This is a genomic window from Variovorax sp. ISS6 (assembly GCF_056523145.1).
In genome coordinates this window covers 1,253,015-1,268,835 of record NZ_JAWRZC010000002.1, presented here as the reverse complement: position 1 = coordinate 1,268,835, position 15,821 = coordinate 1,253,015, and the positions used below count along the sequence as shown (strand labels likewise).

The 15,821-nt window shown below is 65.5% G+C and carries 14 protein-coding genes; 6 read left to right on the top strand and 8 right to left on the bottom strand.

Annotated elements, in window-relative coordinates:
* The first annotated feature begins 4 nt into the window (after window positions 1–4).
* Entirely contained in the window at window positions 5–415 is a 411-nt protein-coding gene (locus AC1HIL_RS37580; protein ID WP_261206527.1) for a helix-turn-helix domain-containing protein, read from the top strand.
* On the top strand, window positions 412–1,203 hold the full coding sequence (locus tag AC1HIL_RS37575; RefSeq protein ID WP_413764890.1) for a hypothetical protein: 792 nt from the start codon (window positions 412–414) through the stop codon (window positions 1,201–1,203). Before AC1HIL_RS37580 ends, AC1HIL_RS37575 begins: the two co-directional genes overlap by 4 nt.
* Before the next feature lie 40 nt (window positions 1,204–1,243).
* Here the strand turns inward: AC1HIL_RS37575 and AC1HIL_RS37570 are convergent, their stop codons facing one another.
* A complete protein-coding gene (locus AC1HIL_RS37570; RefSeq protein WP_314733627.1) occupies window positions 1,244–2,230 on the bottom strand; it encodes a LysR family transcriptional regulator in 987 nt (328 codons plus the stop codon).
* Between the two features lie 96 nt (window positions 2,231–2,326).
* Here AC1HIL_RS37570 and AC1HIL_RS37565 point away from each other — a divergent pair, with 96 nt between their 5' ends.
* Complete coding sequence (locus AC1HIL_RS37565; protein WP_479668645.1) at window positions 2,327–3,781, top strand: amidase; 1,455 nt, start codon at window positions 2,327–2,329, stop codon at window positions 3,779–3,781.
* Between the two features lie 414 nt (window positions 3,782–4,195).
* Here AC1HIL_RS37565 and AC1HIL_RS37560 read toward each other — a convergent pair whose 3' ends face one another.
* Entirely contained in the window at window positions 4,196–4,492 is a 297-nt protein-coding gene (locus tag AC1HIL_RS37560) for a type II toxin-antitoxin system RelE/ParE family toxin (protein ID WP_057596818.1), read from the bottom strand.
* On the bottom strand, window positions 4,480–4,782 hold the full coding sequence (locus AC1HIL_RS37555) for a CopG family ribbon-helix-helix protein (RefSeq protein ID WP_261206535.1): 303 nt from the start codon (window positions 4,780–4,782) through the stop codon (window positions 4,480–4,482). Before AC1HIL_RS37555 ends, AC1HIL_RS37560 begins: the two co-directional genes overlap by 13 nt.
* Window positions 4,783–5,229: 447 nt before the next feature.
* On the opposite strand from AC1HIL_RS37555, the gene AC1HIL_RS37550 reads away from it, so the two are divergent.
* The 3 genes from AC1HIL_RS37550 (at window position 5,230) to AC1HIL_RS37540 (ending at window position 9,390) form a co-directional block, all read left to right on the top strand.
* Window positions 5,230–5,739: a sigma-70 family RNA polymerase sigma factor gene (locus AC1HIL_RS37550; protein ID WP_413764892.1), complete on the top strand. Its 510-nt coding sequence runs from the start codon at window positions 5,230–5,232 to the stop codon at window positions 5,737–5,739.
* Window positions 5,736–6,752 carry a FecR domain-containing protein gene (locus AC1HIL_RS37545; RefSeq protein WP_413764893.1) on the top strand — a complete coding sequence of 339 codons (1,017 nt, stop codon included), beginning with the start codon at window positions 5,736–5,738 and terminating at the stop codon, window positions 6,750–6,752. Before AC1HIL_RS37550 ends, AC1HIL_RS37545 begins: the two co-directional genes overlap by 4 nt.
* 118 nt (window positions 6,753–6,870) lie before the next feature.
* On the top strand, window positions 6,871–9,390 hold the full coding sequence (locus AC1HIL_RS37540) for a TonB-dependent siderophore receptor (RefSeq protein ID WP_479668646.1): 2,520 nt from the start codon (window positions 6,871–6,873) through the stop codon (window positions 9,388–9,390).
* Window positions 9,391–9,508: 118 nt separating this feature from the next.
* Here AC1HIL_RS37540 and dmpG read toward each other — a convergent pair whose 3' ends face one another.
* The 5 genes from dmpG to AC1HIL_RS37515 all read right to left on the bottom strand — a co-directional run bounded on the left by dmpG (window position 9,509) and on the right by AC1HIL_RS37515 (window position 15,799).
* Window positions 9,509–10,561 (bottom strand): 4-hydroxy-2-oxovalerate aldolase, encoded by a 1,053-nt coding sequence (dmpG, locus tag AC1HIL_RS37535; RefSeq protein ID WP_203206431.1) that lies wholly within the window; start codon window positions 10,559–10,561, stop codon window positions 9,509–9,511.
* A 10-nt stretch (window positions 10,562–10,571) separates the two neighbouring features.
* Window positions 10,572–11,525 carry an acetaldehyde dehydrogenase (acetylating) gene (locus AC1HIL_RS37530; protein ID WP_209542296.1) on the bottom strand — a complete coding sequence of 318 codons (954 nt, stop codon included), beginning with the start codon at window positions 11,523–11,525 and terminating at the stop codon, window positions 10,572–10,574.
* 17 nt (window positions 11,526–11,542) lie between these two features.
* Entirely contained in the window at window positions 11,543–12,343 is an 801-nt protein-coding gene (locus AC1HIL_RS37525; RefSeq protein ID WP_261206547.1) for a 2-keto-4-pentenoate hydratase, read from the bottom strand.
* A 488-nt stretch (window positions 12,344–12,831) separates the two neighbouring features.
* On the bottom strand, window positions 12,832–14,460 hold the full coding sequence (locus AC1HIL_RS37520; protein WP_296734666.1) for an acyl-CoA synthetase: 1,629 nt from the start codon (window positions 14,458–14,460) through the stop codon (window positions 12,832–12,834).
* Between the two features lie 166 nt (window positions 14,461–14,626).
* Entirely contained in the window at window positions 14,627–15,799 is a 1,173-nt protein-coding gene (locus AC1HIL_RS37515) for an alcohol dehydrogenase catalytic domain-containing protein (RefSeq protein WP_261206554.1), read from the bottom strand.
* Between the last annotated feature and the right edge of the window lie 22 nt (window positions 15,800–15,821).

Sequence of the window (15,821 nt, the reverse complement as noted above, 5' to 3'; positions counted from 1 at the left end):
CACCATGCCCGCTGCGATCCAACTTGATTCCCCGACTTCCAGTGAACTGCTGCGCCAGTTCGGCGAGCGGTTGGCGTCTGTGCGCCGTGCCCGCGGGCTGACAGCGCTGAGCTTTTCTCGCGAACTTGGCATTTCTCGCACGACGCTCGGTGCGGCCGAGCGTGGCGAGCCCGCCGTGACAATGGGAACCTACATGCGCATCCTTGCGCAACTGGGCATGGCGGCGGACATTGCCCTTCTTGCAGCACAGACGGAAAACTCTGCCAGCATCATGCGCCGTCACCAGCGTTTCGCACGCGAGGTCGAGCGTGGCCAGCGTCACCCGCAGACTCTGTTTGCGTTTCCGGCCGAACTTGTCGCGCGAGCCGAGTTGGAGTTTCCTGAGAATGCGTTCGGTGAGCCGCAGCCGTGGTGATCGATATCAAGGGCAAGAAGGAGGCCATCACTCCGCCTGACATCGTCAACCGGTTGCTTGCAGCGGCCGGCGAAGACATGGTGCTCGTGGGCGGCCAAGCGTTGGCATTTTGGGTCTTGCGATACGAGTTGGTCATACCGAGCGGGCACGCTGCGATCTCCAGCGACACGGATTTCCTTGCGGTCGCGACCCATGGGCGTGCACTGGTTGAGCGGATGGCCGAAGTCATCCACGGACAAGCACTGTTTCCGAGCCGTCGAGCCTTGACGGCCCTTGTCGGGCAAGCCGTTCGCCCCATCAGCGACGACGAGTTCGTCAATGTCGACGTCATCGACAGTGTGATCGGGATTGCCGAGGAAGACGTTCGATCGCGCGCCGTACATGCGGCGGTGGACGGCCAATCTTTTCTAGTGATGCACCCTTTGCACGTTCTTAGATCGCGCTTGGCCAACATCTACGCGTTGACGGAGAAGCAGGGCATCAAAGGTGAAATGCAGTTGGCCTTGGCGATAGACGTGGCGCGCGAATTCGTACGGACAGAGGCCCGGGACAAGCAAGGTCACGGCGAGTCGACGCGAAGTCCCATACAGCCGTACATCACCGAGATTGAGCGCATGGCGTTGGATGACGCAGGCAGAAAAGTGGCGCAAAGATTCGGCATCCGTGTCGCCGATGCAATCGATCCGTCAAGCATTCCCGCCGGTCCATTCTGGGATCGAAAATGGCCGACACTCGTGACGCTGATGTCAGCGGACTATGCCAACCGATATCAGCCACCGAAGCCTTGAGTGATCGTGCCCTTGGCGTTCTCTCTTCTTGGCGGGTCGCTCAGGTGATGAGTCGTGGAGGTCTGCGCAAAGCACTGGACTGGCCTGCATCGGCCAAAGGGAAGCGCAGTTGCTCCTTCAGGTAGGCAATGAATGCCTGCACCTTTGGCGACGGCAAATGCTCGCGTGACGACAGGGCATTGAGTTCCTGCGGCGGTCCCCACCACCCGGGAAGCACGCGCACAAGCCGGCGCGCCTTCACGTCGGCCGCCATGCTCATCTCCATCGCCAAGGAAATTCCTTCGCCCTGCAGCAGCGCGGGATGCAGGAAAAATGGATCGCTCGCGACGATGACGGGATGGACGAGAAACCCGCGCGGCTTGCCCGTGCCCTTGCGCATGGGCCACACATACCCCACGTCACGACGCGCCTGATGCAACGTGAGTGTGCGGTGGTCGCACAGTTGCTCCGGCGATGGGGGAAGACCGGCGCGCTTGACGTAGGCAGGGCTCGCGAAAGCACCCGACGGAAAGCTCGCGAGCCGGCGCGCGACGAGACTGGAGTCGGGCAGTTCGCCCAGGCGCAGCGCGATGTCGATCTCGGACTCGACCAGGTCGAGCGTCGCATGCGATGCCACGATCTCGATCTTCACGTCTGGGTAGCGCGCACGAAAGCCTGGCAGCAGCGGAGCAATCCAGTCGACGCCGAATGAATAGGGCATCGTCAAGCGGAGCCAGCCGCGCGGGCCGTCGCGCAGCTTGTGGACCTCTCCCTCTGCATGCTCCAGCGTCGCTGCAATGCCTCGACAGTGTTCGTAGTAGATCGCACCGGCCTCGGTGAGGCTGAGCTTGCGCGTGGTGCGCCTCAGCAACTGCGCGCCCACATGCTTTTCGAGCTCGAGGACCCGTCGGCTGACCGTCGTCTTCGGTATCTGCAGCGCATGCGCCGCCGCGGTGAAACTGCCTTCCTGCACAACCCGCACGAACACGAGGGTGTCGTTCACATCTCTTCTCATGGCGGCGATCTCTTCAATGGCATCGGTGCACATTGTCCCATCCATGGGCCAATTCTTGCCACTTCGATGGGCTAATCAAACTGGCCGCCCCTGCTTATCTTCGGTGCTTCACTGCCACGGAAGAACACCATGAACTTGAGCGAATACGCGAATTTCGACGCTGTCGACCTGGCCCGCCTGGTGGCCAAGGGCGACGTCCGGCCGGCCGAACTCGCCGCCCTGGCCCTCGCGGCGGCCGATGCGGTCAACCCCGCCGTCAATGCCGTCGTCGAGCAGTGGACGCCCGAAGAGGTGGATCTCGCCACGGCTAAGGCCACGAACGGTCCGCTCGCAGGCGTGCCGTTTCTCATCAAGGACCTTGCGATCCAGATGGCCGGACGGCGCTGCGAACTTGGCAGCCGTCTCGCCGATGGGCTGGTCGCCGCGGACGATTCGCTGCTGATGCGCCACTACCGGCGTGCCGGTCTGGTCACCGTCGGGCGCACGACCACACCCGAGATGGCCTTCAGCACCGAAACCGAGTCGGTGCAGCAAGGCGCCACCCGCAATCCGTGGAACCCCACCTTGAGCGCGGGCGGCTCCAGTGGCGGCTCGGGCGCCGCGGTGGCGGCAGGTATCGTGCCGATCGCGCACGCAACCGATGCGGCCGGCTCGATCCGGGTTCCAGCCGCCTACAACGGGCTTTTCGGTCTCAAGCCGACGCGCGGGCGCACCTCAAACGGGCCGGCGCTTGATGAAGTCTTTGGCGGTCTGGGCGTGCAACTGGGTCTGAGCCGCTCCGTGCGCGACAGCGCCGCGCTGATGGATGCCGTACAGGGCTATTCCCAAGGCGATCCGTACTACACGCCGGCGCCTGCCGAAGGCTTCCTGCCTCAGGTCGGGCGCGATCCCGGCAGGCTTCGCATCGGGCTCATGCTGCATCCTTGGAATGGCGTACAGACGGCCGACCCCATCGCGCAGGCCGCGCGCGACGTCGCAGCCCATCTGCAGTCGCTCGGTCATCGCGTCGAGGAGGTGGCGCCCGTGCTGGGGGTCTCGTGGGAAGCCTTCGTGCATGCCAACGCGCAGATCTGGTGCGCAACGCTCGTACGCTGGATCGACGGGCTCGCCGCCGCCACGGGGCGCCCGATCGCTGCGAGCACCCTGGAGCCTTCGACGCTTGCCAACTACCGCTACGGCCAGGAGGCAAGTGCTGTCGATTTCGCGGCGGCTTTCGAGGTCCGCAACACCGTATCGCGCGCGGTGGGCGCCTGGTTCGACGACATGGACGTGCTCATGACCCCCACGCTGCCCGAGATGCCGGGCGCGCTCGGCAACTACAGCGAAGGCGCCGAGCGCATGAGCGGCCTCGACTGGACCGCGCGGGTCTTCCGCCATACGCCCTTCACGCCGCCAGCCAATGTCGCAGGTACGCCGGCCATGTCGGTGCCGCTGTGCGTCGACCCCGATACCGGACTGCCGATCGGAATCCAGTTCATGGGAGGGTTTGCGCGCGAAGACCTGCTGCTGCGGCTGGCCGGGCAACTGGAACAGACGATGCCTTGGGCCGCGCGCCGACCCGCGGTGTGGGCTGGTGCGGCTTAAGGGAATCACAAGAAGGCGATGGTACAACCCGCCGGCTTTGCACGGATCGCGGGGCTGTATTGACCGCCGCCGCCCCGATGGCGACAGCACGCGCTGCGTATCGGTCACCGCGAAGAACTGCGAGGTCGCGCGCATCCAGCGCGAGATGGTTTGATCGCTCGCGTCAGATGGGGAGGCCTGGTTCGGCGCAGCGAGATCTCACACGATTGATGAGTTCTGAGCGAGCTCGTGAGGTGCTGATGCCACTGCCGCCAAGGCAGGGCACCTCATTCCAATGCCGCTATCCACTCCCGTCATGCCCCCGTAACCAGCGGGAGCAAACAGTCGTGGACAAGAGGCAGGCCTTGCCGACGGCCCAAACAACATCCAAGATTCACTGAGTCAGCAAGTCGCCCTAAACCAGAATTCGCTGGGTCAGTAGCCGGCCTCGCGCTGATGACGCAGAGCCAGTACCGTGACCACATCAATGTCTTCGTCGTACCGGTAAAGCGATACGTAACCGCCGCTACCGAAGTCGATCACCCACTCGCGATACTCAGACGGCAAATCCTCCAGCGGCCGTCCGATCAACGGCTGCAAACCCAGCACCTTCACGCCCTGCAGAATGCTTAGAGCAGCGCGCCGCGCTGCTTGCGGGTTTTTCGGACGCAAGAACTCACGCAAACGCTGCAGGTCGCGCAGCGCCGCAGGCGCGAACCTCACTTGTGGCATTCAGGCTCAGGCTGCTCGTTGTCCGTGCCCCAACTGTCCAACCAAGCACTCACTTCTTCGGCCGTGACGTGCAGACCCGTCTGCTGAAACTCATCCCAGGCGGCCACCGCTTGTTCATGAAGCTCCTGACGCTTTTCCTCCCGCTCCACATACTGCGCGATCGCCTCGCGCATGAGCCAGTGCGGCGCGCGGTGGCGCGCCTCGGCCAGACGCTTGAGCCGGCCCTTGAGCTGGGGGTCGAGTTTGACCGGCGTGGGCGCGATGGACGAAGAAGAACTCGCGGTAGTCATGGGTAATACTTTATCAACTTTCAGCGCATCCGGGCAGTTGCACCAGCGTTCCCGCGGAGTTCCCATGGCCCCCCGCGCGTCCGGTGATTGGGGGCGGCCGAAATCTCGCCGAACGCCGGCACCTCTTGGTGGGCATGGCAGCCTAAACGATGCAATCGCGATAAATGCAGTACTCGAATACGACACGCGTAGTCGATTGCGCTTTAAGTACGCTTGCGGCCTGACGTCACCGGGTGAGACTGCAATCTGAACGGCGCGTGTCGGCGACAGCCGATCCTGCCCCCCCCTTTGGCGGCAAGAGGTACTGGCGCAACGGTGATCGAGCCCGATGCGCTAACGCGCCACGCCGTTAGTTGATTTTCAACCTTCGACGACGGCATCGGCATGCCGGTGGATGTAATTCTTTAGAATAAGAACCATTCCTATTTGTCACGCCTTCGTGCTCCCATGTCCGCCCCCCTGCCAGCCCCCGCGCTGATCGACAGCATCTACCGCGAGCACCATGGGTGGCTGCTCGGCTGGTTCCTGCGCAGGCTGAGCGGCAGTTCCCAGGCCGCGGACCTGGCGCACGACACCTTCGTACGGCTCATCACCTCGCGCGAGCTGGCGCAGGTGCGCGAGCCACGCGCATTCCTGCGCACGCTCGCCCACGGCGTGATCGTCAACCACTGGCGCCGCGCCGACGTGGAGCGCGCCTGGGCGGAAGCGGTCGCCGCACAGCCCGAGCTCTTCGCCCCCTCCCCCGAGGAGCGAATGATCGCGGTGGAAATGCTGTGCCGCATCGACGCCATGCTGAACACGCTGAGCGACAAGGCGCGCAAGGCCTTTCTGCTGTCGCAGATCGACGGTCGGACCTACGCGGAGATCGCGCTCGAACTCGGCGTGTCGGATCGGATGGTCAAGAAATACATGGCCCAGGCGATGTTGCAGTGCCTTCTTCTCGCGCAGGAGCCATGACCGCGGTCTCGGCGCACCCGGAACAGCCCCGGGCGACGTTCGAACATCTGCAGCAGGCGGCAACCTGGTTCGCCCTGCTGCAGTCCGAATCGGCCACCGCGAGCGACCGGCTGCGCTGGGAAGCATGGCTGCGCAAGGATGGCGGTGCGCGTGCCGCTTGGCAGCAGGTCGAGGCCGTGTCCCGGGACTTCTCGTCCGTGCGCCATCTCCCCGCGCGCCAGATCCTCGAAGACACGCGGGCCACGGCCACGCGCCGCCGTCGCAGCGCGCTGCGCGTGCTGGCCTTGCTGCCCGTTGCCGGCGTGGCCGGCTGGCTGCTCGAACGCGAACTGCCCTGGCGCGCATGGGTGGCGACGTACCGCACGCAGACCGGCGAACGCCGCGAAATCGCGCTGGAAGACGGCAGCCGGCTCTGGCTCAACACCGCGTCGGCGGTCGATGTCGACTTCACGGCCACCCATCGGCGCATCCTCCTGCATGCCGGCGAAGTGCTGGTGTCCACGGGACACGACCCAGCCTGGGAGGACCGACCGCTCGTGGTCGAGGTCGCCCAAGGACGGCTCACGGCGCTGGGCACGCGCTTCACCGTGCAGGGCGAGGGCGACGCTGCCGGCTCGGCACTCGTCACGGTCTTCGAAGGCGCGGTGCGCGCCCAGCCCGCCCAGGGCGGGCCGTCGCTCACGCTGCGCGCCAATGAACAGACCCGGCTGTTCGCCGACCGCGTCGAAGCACCTGCGGCGGCGGACGCGGGCAGCGACAGCTGGACGCGCGGCCAGCTTGTCGCCAACGACATGCGTCTGGGCGACTTCATCGATGCGCTGGCCCGCCACCGGCGCGGCCACCTCGCCTGCGCCCCGGCCGTTCGCGACCTGCGGATCGTGGGCAGCTATCCGCTGGCGGACACCGACCGGATCCTCGCGGCGCTTCAAGCCACCCTCCCGGTACGGGTGAACCGCGTGCTGCCATGGTGGGTGACCATCGAGCCCGCGCAGGGCCCCGACAACCGCCACTGAAAAAAAGAATCGCGGCGGAGGTTCCCCTTTTGCGACCGTCGTGTGGCAAGGAAGGTACCAACCCTTCCATTTGCTCAAAGCCTCCATGCGCGACCTTTCGACTCCTTCCCTCCATGGCGTGCGCTCCGCACGACCGCCCCGCTCGCGCCTGCGTCGCACCACCCTCGCGGCGCGCGCACTGGGCACGGCGCTCGCCATCCTGCCCGCCGCCATCGTCCTGCATGCCAACCCGGCGCTCGCCCAGTCGCCCGCGGAACAGGCCGCGCGCGACTACGCCCTCGCGCCCGGCCCGCTGGCCGGCGTCCTCACGCAGCTCGCCAGCCAGTCGGGCATCCTGCTGTCGGTCGATGCATCCCTCACCGCCGGGCTCGACAGCCCCGGCCTGCGCGGACGCTTCACCCTGCAGGAGTCGCTCGCCACGGCCCTCCAGGGCAGCGGCCTGCGGGCGACTCGCACGGGCGACAACATCTACTCCCTGCAGCGCGATGCGTCGCGCCCCGCCAGCCCGTCGGCCGCGGGTCAGCCATCGGCCGGGTCGCTGCCGGCGGTCGTCGTGGAGCCCCAGGCGAGCCGGGAGACCGGCACCGGCCCGGTGTCCGGCTTCATCGCGCGGCGCAGCGTCTCGGGCACCAAGACCGACACGCCCCTGATGGAGACGCCGCAGTCGGTGTCCGTCGTGACGCGCGACCAGATGGACGCGCAGGGCGCGACCACGCTGGTCGAGAGCCTTCGCTATACGCCGGGCATCGTCGCTCAATACGGCAACACCGACCTGCGCCTGGACTGGCTCACCTTGCGAGGCTTCACGCCGCCCGCGCGCTACCTCGACAACCTGCGCCTGCCTTTCGGCGCGCGCGGCTACTCGCAGCCGCGCATCGAGCCCTGGGGGCTGGAACGCGTCGAGGTCGTCAAGGGGCCGTCGTCGGTGCTCTACGGGCAGGCTACGCCTGGCGGGCTGGTGAACATGGTCAGCAAGCGCCCCACGCTCGAGCCGGTGCGCGAGGTGGAGCTGCAGTTCGGCAGCCACAACCGGCGCCAGGCCGCGCTCGATCTCGGCGGTGCCATCGATGCCGATGGCGTCTGGAGCTACCGGCTGGTCGCGCTGCACCGAGAGGCCAACACGTCCTACGACCACGTTTCCGAGCGCAAGACCTACTTCGCCCCGTCGCTGACCTTCCGCCCTTCCAGCGCAACGCGTCTCACGGTGCTCGGCCAATGGCAGTCGCTCGACTCTCCCGGCGGCGGCGGCGCGCCGGCACTGCCCGCCGCGAGCACCCTCGACACCAGCCGCTACGCTGCGCTGCCCACGCGCACCTTCGTCGGCGAGCCAGGCTACGACCGCTTCAGCAACCGGCAGCGCTTCGTGGGCTACGAATTCGAACACCGCTTCAACGACACCTTCACCGTGCGCCAGAACCTGCGCTACGGCAAGGTCGACGCGTACACCCAACGCATTCAGGCCGTCTGCCTGGCGGCCTGCAACCCGTCCTCGCTGCTGCGCTACGCATGGGCATTCCCCGAGGAAGCCAGCCTGCTGACCGCTGACACGCAGCTGCAGGCGGACTTCGCCACCGGCACGTTGCGGCACACGCTGCTCGCCGGCGTGGACTTCTCCAATGAGAAGTCCGCGTTCGACGAAACCAACCTGCGCATCATCACGCGGCCCTTCAACGCCTACCTCCCGGTCTTCGGCACCGATTCCGGCGCGGTGCCCAGCGTCGCGACCCACATCGACCAGAAGCGTCGCCAGACCGGCTTCTACCTGCAGGACCAGATCCACTTGGACCGCTGGAGCCTCGTGCTGGCCGGCCGCTACGACAAGGCCGACACCGACACCCGCACGCTGACGACCGCGACGGCGCGCATTGCACGCGTCGACCAGCACGACGACAAGTTCACCGGGCGCGCCGCGCTCATGTACAACTTCGACAGTGGCTTCGCGCCCTACCTGAGCTACAGCACCTCGTTCCAGCCGGCCGCCGGCACCGACCGGCAGGGCAATCCCTTCGAGCCCACCACGGGCCGGCAGATCGAGGCCGGCCTGAAGTACCAACCGGCCGGATCCAAGGCCATGGTGACGGCAGCCGTCTACGAGCTGACGCAGCGCAATGTGCTGACCCCGGATCCACTGAGCCGATCGTTCAGCGAGCAGACCGGCGAGGTGCGTGTGCGCGGCCTCGAGCTGGAAGCCAAGGCACCGCTGGCGCGCGGCCTGGATGTCATCGCCTCCTATGCCTACACCGACAGCCGGGTCACGCGTGCCAACGCCAACGCGTCGGGTGCCAGCACCCTGGGCAAGCGCTTCCCCTATGTGCCCGAGCACCAGGCGGCCCTGTGGCTGGACTACGCCTTTCCGATGGAGATCGCGCCCGGGCTGTCGCTGGGCGCGGGCGTGCGCCGCATCAGCACCACCTACGGCGATGCCGCGAACCAGTTCCGCGTGCCCGGTGTGACCCTCATGGATGCGGCCCTGCGCTGGGACCTCGGGCGCTGGCGCCCGTCGCTCAAGGGCCTACGCCTGGCGCTGAACGTGTCCAACCTTGCGGACAAGACCTATGTGGCGACCTGCCTGTCGTCGACCGGCTGCTACTACGGCGAGCGTCGCAGCGTCTATGTGACCGCTGGGTACAGTTGGTAGCGTGCCGCGCGGCCACATGCAAATGACCTGCTCGGCTTGCTCGAGACAGCCACTCGTGGAAGAGAGCGTGACGCAGGCCCAGGGAATGGACAGAAAGTCGTGCGGGAATCTCCGGCAATCAGGCGACTGCCGCAGCGACATCGGTAGCGGAGTCGGCGTCACGCGACCGCGCGAGGTCGAGCGCGACGTCCACAATCATGTCTTCTTGACCGCCAACCATACGGCGCCGTCCAAGTTCGAGCAGAATCTCGACGGCCGGCAGGCCGTAACGTGACGCGGCGGCTTCCGCATGCCGCAGGAAGCTGGAGTAGACACCGGCATAGCCAAGCGACAGAGTCTCCCGGTCTACCCGAACGGGCCGATCTTGCAATGGCCGCACGATATCGTCGGCCGCATCCATCAGCGCCTTGACGTCGCAGCCATGATCCCAATTCAGCCGCTCGGCCGCGGCCACGAAGACCTCGAGCGGCGCGTTACCGGCGCCGGCGCCCATTCCAGCCAGGCTCGCGTCTACGCGATCGCAGCCTTCCTCCACGGCTACGATGCTGTTGGCTACGCCGAGGCTGAGGTTGTGGTGGGCATGCATACCGGTCGCCGTCTCCGTGCGCAATACGTCTTTGAGGGCGCGGAAGCGGTCACGCACGTCCTGCATGCCCAAGGCTCCGCCCGAGTCGACGACGTAAACGCAGGTGGCACCGTAGCTTTCCATCTTCAGCGCCTGCTGCGCGAGCTCTGCCGCGCTGGTCATGTGACTCATCATGAGGAAGCCGACGGTGTCCATGCCAAGCTCGCGCGCGGTCTCGATGTGCTGCTTTGCGACGTCGGCTTCCGTGCAATGCGTCGCCACGCGCACCACGCTGGCACCGGCCGCGTGGGCGGCCTTCAGGTCGTGCACGGTGCCGATGCCTGGCACGAGCAGGGTGGCGATGCGCGCCCGACGAACGGCATTGCGCGCCGCGGCGATCCACTCGACGTCGGTGTGTGCGCCAAAGCCGTAATTGAAGCTGGAGCCGGCGAGCCCGTCGCCGTGGGCGACCTCGATGGAGTCAACGCCCGCTGCATCGAGCGCGGCCGCGATCTGCGCCACCTGCTCCACGGTGTACCGGTGCCGGATGGCGTGACTGCCATCGCGCAGGGTCACATCAGAAATGTAGATCTTTTTGTCATTCATGGAATTCTCCTCACGCGTTCGCCATGGCACGGGTGGCCAGCAGGCGCGCCGCGATGCGGTCGCCGCTCGCGAGCGCGGCACTGGTCATGATGTCGAGGTTGCCCGCATACGCCGGCAGGTAGTGCGCCGCGCCTTCAACCTGTAGGAACACGGAAGTCTTCAGTCCGGCGAGCCCTCCCACGCCGGGAATCTGCAGCGCCTGCCCGGGCGGAATGTGTTCGAACTGCACGGCTTGCTTGAGGCGGTAGCCCGGCACGTACCCCTCCACGGCCGCCACCATGGCCTGCACCGAGTCTTCGATTGCGGCCTCGTCACCGCCCACGCTCAGCGTGTAGACGGTGTCGCGCATCAGCAGTGGCGGCTCTGCAGGGTTAAGAATAATGATGGCCTTGCCCCGCCTCGCCCCTCCCACAACTTCGATAGCGCGGGCCGTGGTCTCCGTGAACTCGTCGATGTTGGCCCGCGTGCCCGGGCCCGCAGAGCGGCTCGACACCGACGCGACGATCTCGGCATAGTGCACGGTCGCCACTTGCGAGACAGCATGCACGATGGGAATGGTCGCCTGACCGCCACATGTGACCATGTTGAGGTTTAGCGCGTCCAGGTGTTCTTCAAGGTTCACCACAGGGACACAGTAGGGACCGATGGCGGCCGGCGTGAGGTCCACCATGCGGAGGGCCGGCTTGCGCTCGCGCAGGAAGGCGTCGTTGCGGACGTGCGCGGCAGCCGAGGTTGCGTCGAACACAATGTCGATGTCGCCGAAGGCGGGATGTCGCGCGAGGCCCTCGACCCCCTGGTCGGTAGTTGCCACGCCGAGGCGGCGCCCACGCGCGAGGCCGTCGGAGTTTGCATCGATGCCGGCTAGCACGACCACCTCGAGGTTCCGTGCGCCGCGCAGGGCCTTGATCATCAGATCGGTGCCGATGTTTCCACTGCCGATGATGGCAGCTTTGATCTTGTTCATGAAGGTTCCTTGCATGTTCACGCGAACCGCGCCGCGACGCGGCCGAGACCTTCAATATGCGCCTCGAAGAACGAGGGCGCAGTGATCGTCACCATCGGTCCGAGCGCCCCGGTCAGTACGACATCGCCGGCGCGCAGCGGGGTGCCGAGCCGGGCCAGTTGCCGCGTCAGCCAGACAGCAGCATTCAAGGGATGGCCCATGCACTCGCCGCCGCTGCCCTGGCTCACGCTGCGGCCGTCTTCGGTCAGTGTCATGCCGGCATCGCGCAGACTCAGCCGATCCAGTCGTTTCGGGTCCGCGCCCAGTACGTAGCCGGCGGCCGATGCGTTATCGGCGATGGTGTCGAACAGGTGTATGTCCCAGGCCGCGATGCGACTGTCCACGATTTCGAGCGCAGGCACCGCATAGGCCGTGGCCGCGAAGAGGTCGGCCAAGGTTGCGTCGGCGGCCGTCACATCCTTGTCGAGCACGATCGCGACTTCGGCTTCCAGCTTGGGCCGAATAAAGCCGGTCAGCGGAATCTCCGCGCCGTCGCCAAAGGCCGTGGAGCTCCAGAGCGCGCCGTAGTCCGGCTGGTCTACGCCAAGCTGTCGCTGCACGCTGGCGGCAGTAAGCCCGATCTTGCGGCCCGTGACGCGATCGCCGCTCGATATGCGGCGCGCCTCGTTGATGCGCTGCACGGTATAGGCGTTCTCCTGAGTCACCGACCAGCCGAGGGACTCGGCTTGGTGCCGCAACGGCGTGCAGGGGGAGCGCTGATGCTCGGCGTCGCGCAGCGCCGCCGCTAAGGCTTCGGCGGGGTCGGATAGATGTTGCATGGATGATCTCTGTTGGTGGGGGGTTGGGTGGGGCAGCGCATCGCGCCGGGTTGCGTCAAGTCGTCGAGAGGAGGCCCCGAACAAGAGCGAAGGACGGCAATTTCATCTGGCCTCTTCTCAAGATGTCGAGACGAAGAAAGCAGCTCGGCGATGAACTGGCCGCGCAGGCAATGTCGCTCATCGCGACGATGTTTCGCCTGTTCATGCGACCGTCTTCGCCATTGATGATGTGACTGAAGCAAAGGTTAGCGACGAGGGAATAGCGGCGGAAATGCTTTCTCGGCATGGAGGCCATGCCGATCCGGGTGTCACGATCCCGGAACTGAGGTGGGCGGCAGCGCGGGTGAACGACTCGAACTTCGCACGGTCAACCGCAACCGGCGCGGTGTGCTAAAGACAGGCCGCAGTCCAGGGGCGACGCCAGAACCGCGGCCCCAGGCGCTCGACGGTCAACGAGCTTCGCGACCATCTTCGAGCTCGGCGCCGGTTCATTCGAGCAGCCGTCGCAGCTCAAACTTCTGGATCTTGCCGGTGGAGGTCTTGGGCAGTTCGCCGAAGACCACAGCTCGCGGTACTTTGAACCCGGCCAAGTGCTTCTTGCAGTGCGCGATGATGTCTTCGGGCACGAGCTTCGCGCTCGCCTTGAGCTCGACGAAAGCGCACGGTGACTCGCCCCATTTGAGATCAGGCTTGGCCACCACCGCGGCAGCCAGCACGTCTGGATGCCGGTACAGGACATCCTCCACTTCGATCGAGGAGATGTTCTCCCCGCCGGAGATAATGATGTCCTTGCTGCGGTCCTTGATTTTGATATAGCCGTCCGGGTACTGCACAGCGAGGTCGCCCGTGTGGAACCAACCGCCGGCGAACACCTCTTGCGTTGCCTTCGGGTTCCGAAGGTAGCCCTTCATCGTAATGTTGCCGCGGAACATGATTTCGCCCATGGTGACGCCGTCCCATGGTACGGGCACCATCGTCTGCGGATCCATCACGATGGCGCCCTGCTGCAGGTGGTAGCGCATGCCCTGGCGGGCGTTCAGCCGCGCGCGCTCGCCGATGTCCATTCCGTCCCATTCAGGGTGCTTCGGGCAGACCATTGCCGGGCCGTAAACCTCGGTCAGGCCGTACACGTGGGTGAGGTCGAAGCCGAGCCGCTCCATGCCCTCGATCATCGAGGCAGGCGGCGCCGCGCCGGCCACCATCGCCTTGACCCCGCGCGGCAGTTTTCTCGTCAGTTCGTCGGGCGCGTTGACGAGCATCGAATGCACGATCGGCGCGCCGCAGTAGTGCGTGACCCCGTGCTCGCGGATCGCGTCCACCATCGCGTCGACATCGACCTTTCGCAGGCACACGTTAACCCCGGCGCGCGCCGCGATAGTCCAGGGAAAGCACCAGCCATTGCAGTGGAACATCGGCAGCGTCCAGAGGTAGACTGCGTGCTTGGGCATGTCCCACTCGAGAATATTCGACACGGCGTTCAATGCCGCGCCACGGTGGTGGTAGACGACGCCCTTGGGGTTACCGGTGGTGCCGCTGGTGTAGTTCAGGGCGATGGCATCCCACTCGTCTTGCGGCAGATCCCAGGCGAAGTGTGGATCGCCCTCGGCAACGAACACGTCATAGGTCAACTCGCCGATGCGCTCCACTGGTCCGGCGTAGAGTGGGTCATCGACGTCCACCAGCAGCAGCGGCGAGTGACTCTTACGCAATGCCAATGCCTTCTTTAGCACCGGCGCGAACTCCATATCAACAATGACCGCTTGGGCCTCGCCGTGGTCCAGCATGAAGGCGATGCTTTGGGGATCCAGCCGCGTGTTGAGGGTGTTGAGTACCGCGCCGGCCATGGGCACGCCGAAGTGCGCCTCGACCATCGCAGGCGTGTTGGGCAGCATGACCGCCACCGTCTGCCCTTTGCCGATGCCGCGCCGCTGAAGCGCAGAGGCCAACCGTCGGCATCGGACGTACACCTCGGACCAGGTGCGGCGCAGGTTCCCGTGCACGATGGCCAAGCGCTGTGGATATGCCTCGGCGCTTCGTTGGAGGAATGGCAAGGGAGAAAGCGACGCGTAGTTCGCGGAGGTCCGGGGAAGGTCCCGGTCGAAGAGCGGAGTGTCCATGGATGTCACCTATTCAGTCGCAAGGAAGTTGAGCCCGGTCGTGATCTCCGAAGGACTTCGACCAACGCGTGGCGCGCCCGGACGCGGAGAATTCCCATCTCAAGTTGACGGAGGCCGTGCACTCTTGCGGCCAGCGGATCCGAGCTCGGCATTTCCGACGGCTCGGTCAACAGTTTTTCCAGGGCTCGATCAGGAATTTCATTCCTGTCGCGGGATGTGCGCAGACCTTGAGGACCTCCGGTGAGATGACCTCCTTCAGCGAAATGCCTCGGGCGTAGTGGCTCGCAAACGTGGTCTTGACTTCTGCGGCAACCCGAGCTTTGAGCCTGTCGAGGATTTGCGGCTGCGTCACCTTGAGGTACCGCAGAAGAAGCCATCCGCCAGCGGCCCATGCAGCACCGATGTCGCGCGGTATCTCGATGGGGCGAGGATCGAGAGCGCCGTACACATACAACTGTTTAAGAACTTCGGAGCCGTAGCGGGAGGCTGCCTGACCGGGACGGCGGCTGATGGCCACCTCCATGCAGCTCAAAATCTGCCCGCCGCTACCCCCTCCAATGGGGTCCAAGACAATCGTTGCCCCCGTGGCCGCAATGGCGTCAACAAGTCGATCTCTGAAATCGCCGGAACTCGAGTTGCACACGTAGCGGGCGCCCTGCGCGCGCAAGAGTTCCTCTTGCTGCTGCGACCGCACCACGTTGACGAGCGGGACACCATCAGCAAGGCAGATTCGAAGAAGGATCTGTCCGAGATTCGAGGCAGCAGCCGTTTGGACAATCGCCGTGTGGCCCTCCCTGCGAGCCGTCTCCACCATCCCTAACGCGGCGAGGGGATTGACGAAGCAGGAGGCAGCCTCTACCGCACTGGTGCCCTCGGGGAGCACGAGACATTCTGCCGCCGCTACACAACGATAGCGCGCGTACATGCCCCCGGCCATCGCTGCAACCGTTTTCCCCATCAAGGACTGCGCAGCCTGTGAACTTCCTGCCGCCACGACCGTACCTGCCCCTTCGAGACCGACCGGCATGGAAGCAGCCCTGCTCGATCGCATCGCCGGCAGGGATGCTGCAGGTACAGGCGCCACAAGTTCCGGCCCAGCAGCACCGTCTGCAGTCCACGCCAGACTGAGGTCCGCGGCGCCAAGCATCGCGCCAATGTCGGACGGGTTGATTGGAGCGGCCTCGACGCGAATGAGCACATCTTCAGGCTTCAGGGCTGCCAGCGGCTCTCTGACAAGGGAAAGCACAACCTGTCCTCCATGAGTGACGACAGAGCGCAGTTGGAGCGACTCATCCGAGATTTTTTCTTCCACGTTGAACGCCGAGTTGAATGGTTGCAAGGTTCGCCGCTCGAAAGACCGG

Excerpts from the sequence above, each read along its gene's own strand:
- AC1HIL_RS37520 (WP_296734666.1), bottom strand. The coding sequence starts at position 14,460 with ATGGACACTCCGCTCTTCGACCGGGACCTTCCCCGGACCTCCGCGAAC.
- AC1HIL_RS37570 (WP_314733627.1), bottom strand. The coding sequence starts at position 2,230 with ATGTGCACCGATGCCATTGAAGAGATCGCCGCCATGAGAAGAGATGTG.
- dmpG (WP_203206431.1), bottom strand. The coding sequence starts at position 10,561 with ATGAATGACAAAAAGATCTACATTTCTGATGTGACCCTGCGCGATGGC.
- AC1HIL_RS37525 (WP_261206547.1), bottom strand. The coding sequence starts at position 12,343 with ATGCAACATCTATCCGACCCCGCCGAAGCCTTAGCGGCGGCGCTGCGC.
- AC1HIL_RS37580 (WP_261206527.1), top strand. The coding sequence starts at position 5 with ATGCCCGCTGCGATCCAACTTGATTCCCCGACTTCCAGTGAACTGCTG.
- AC1HIL_RS37550 (WP_413764892.1), top strand. The coding sequence starts at position 5,230 with ATGTCCGCCCCCCTGCCAGCCCCCGCGCTGATCGACAGCATCTACCGC.
- AC1HIL_RS37565 (WP_479668645.1), top strand. The coding sequence starts at position 2,327 with ATGAACTTGAGCGAATACGCGAATTTCGACGCTGTCGACCTGGCCCGC.
- AC1HIL_RS37560 (WP_057596818.1), bottom strand. The coding sequence starts at position 4,492 with ATGCCACAAGTGAGGTTCGCGCCTGCGGCGCTGCGCGACCTGCAGCGT.
- AC1HIL_RS37545 (WP_413764893.1), top strand. The coding sequence starts at position 5,736 with ATGACCGCGGTCTCGGCGCACCCGGAACAGCCCCGGGCGACGTTCGAA.
- AC1HIL_RS37530 (WP_209542296.1), bottom strand. The coding sequence starts at position 11,525 with ATGAACAAGATCAAAGCTGCCATCATCGGCAGTGGAAACATCGGCACC.
- AC1HIL_RS37555 (WP_261206535.1), bottom strand. The coding sequence starts at position 4,782 with ATGACTACCGCGAGTTCTTCTTCGTCCATCGCGCCCACGCCGGTCAAA.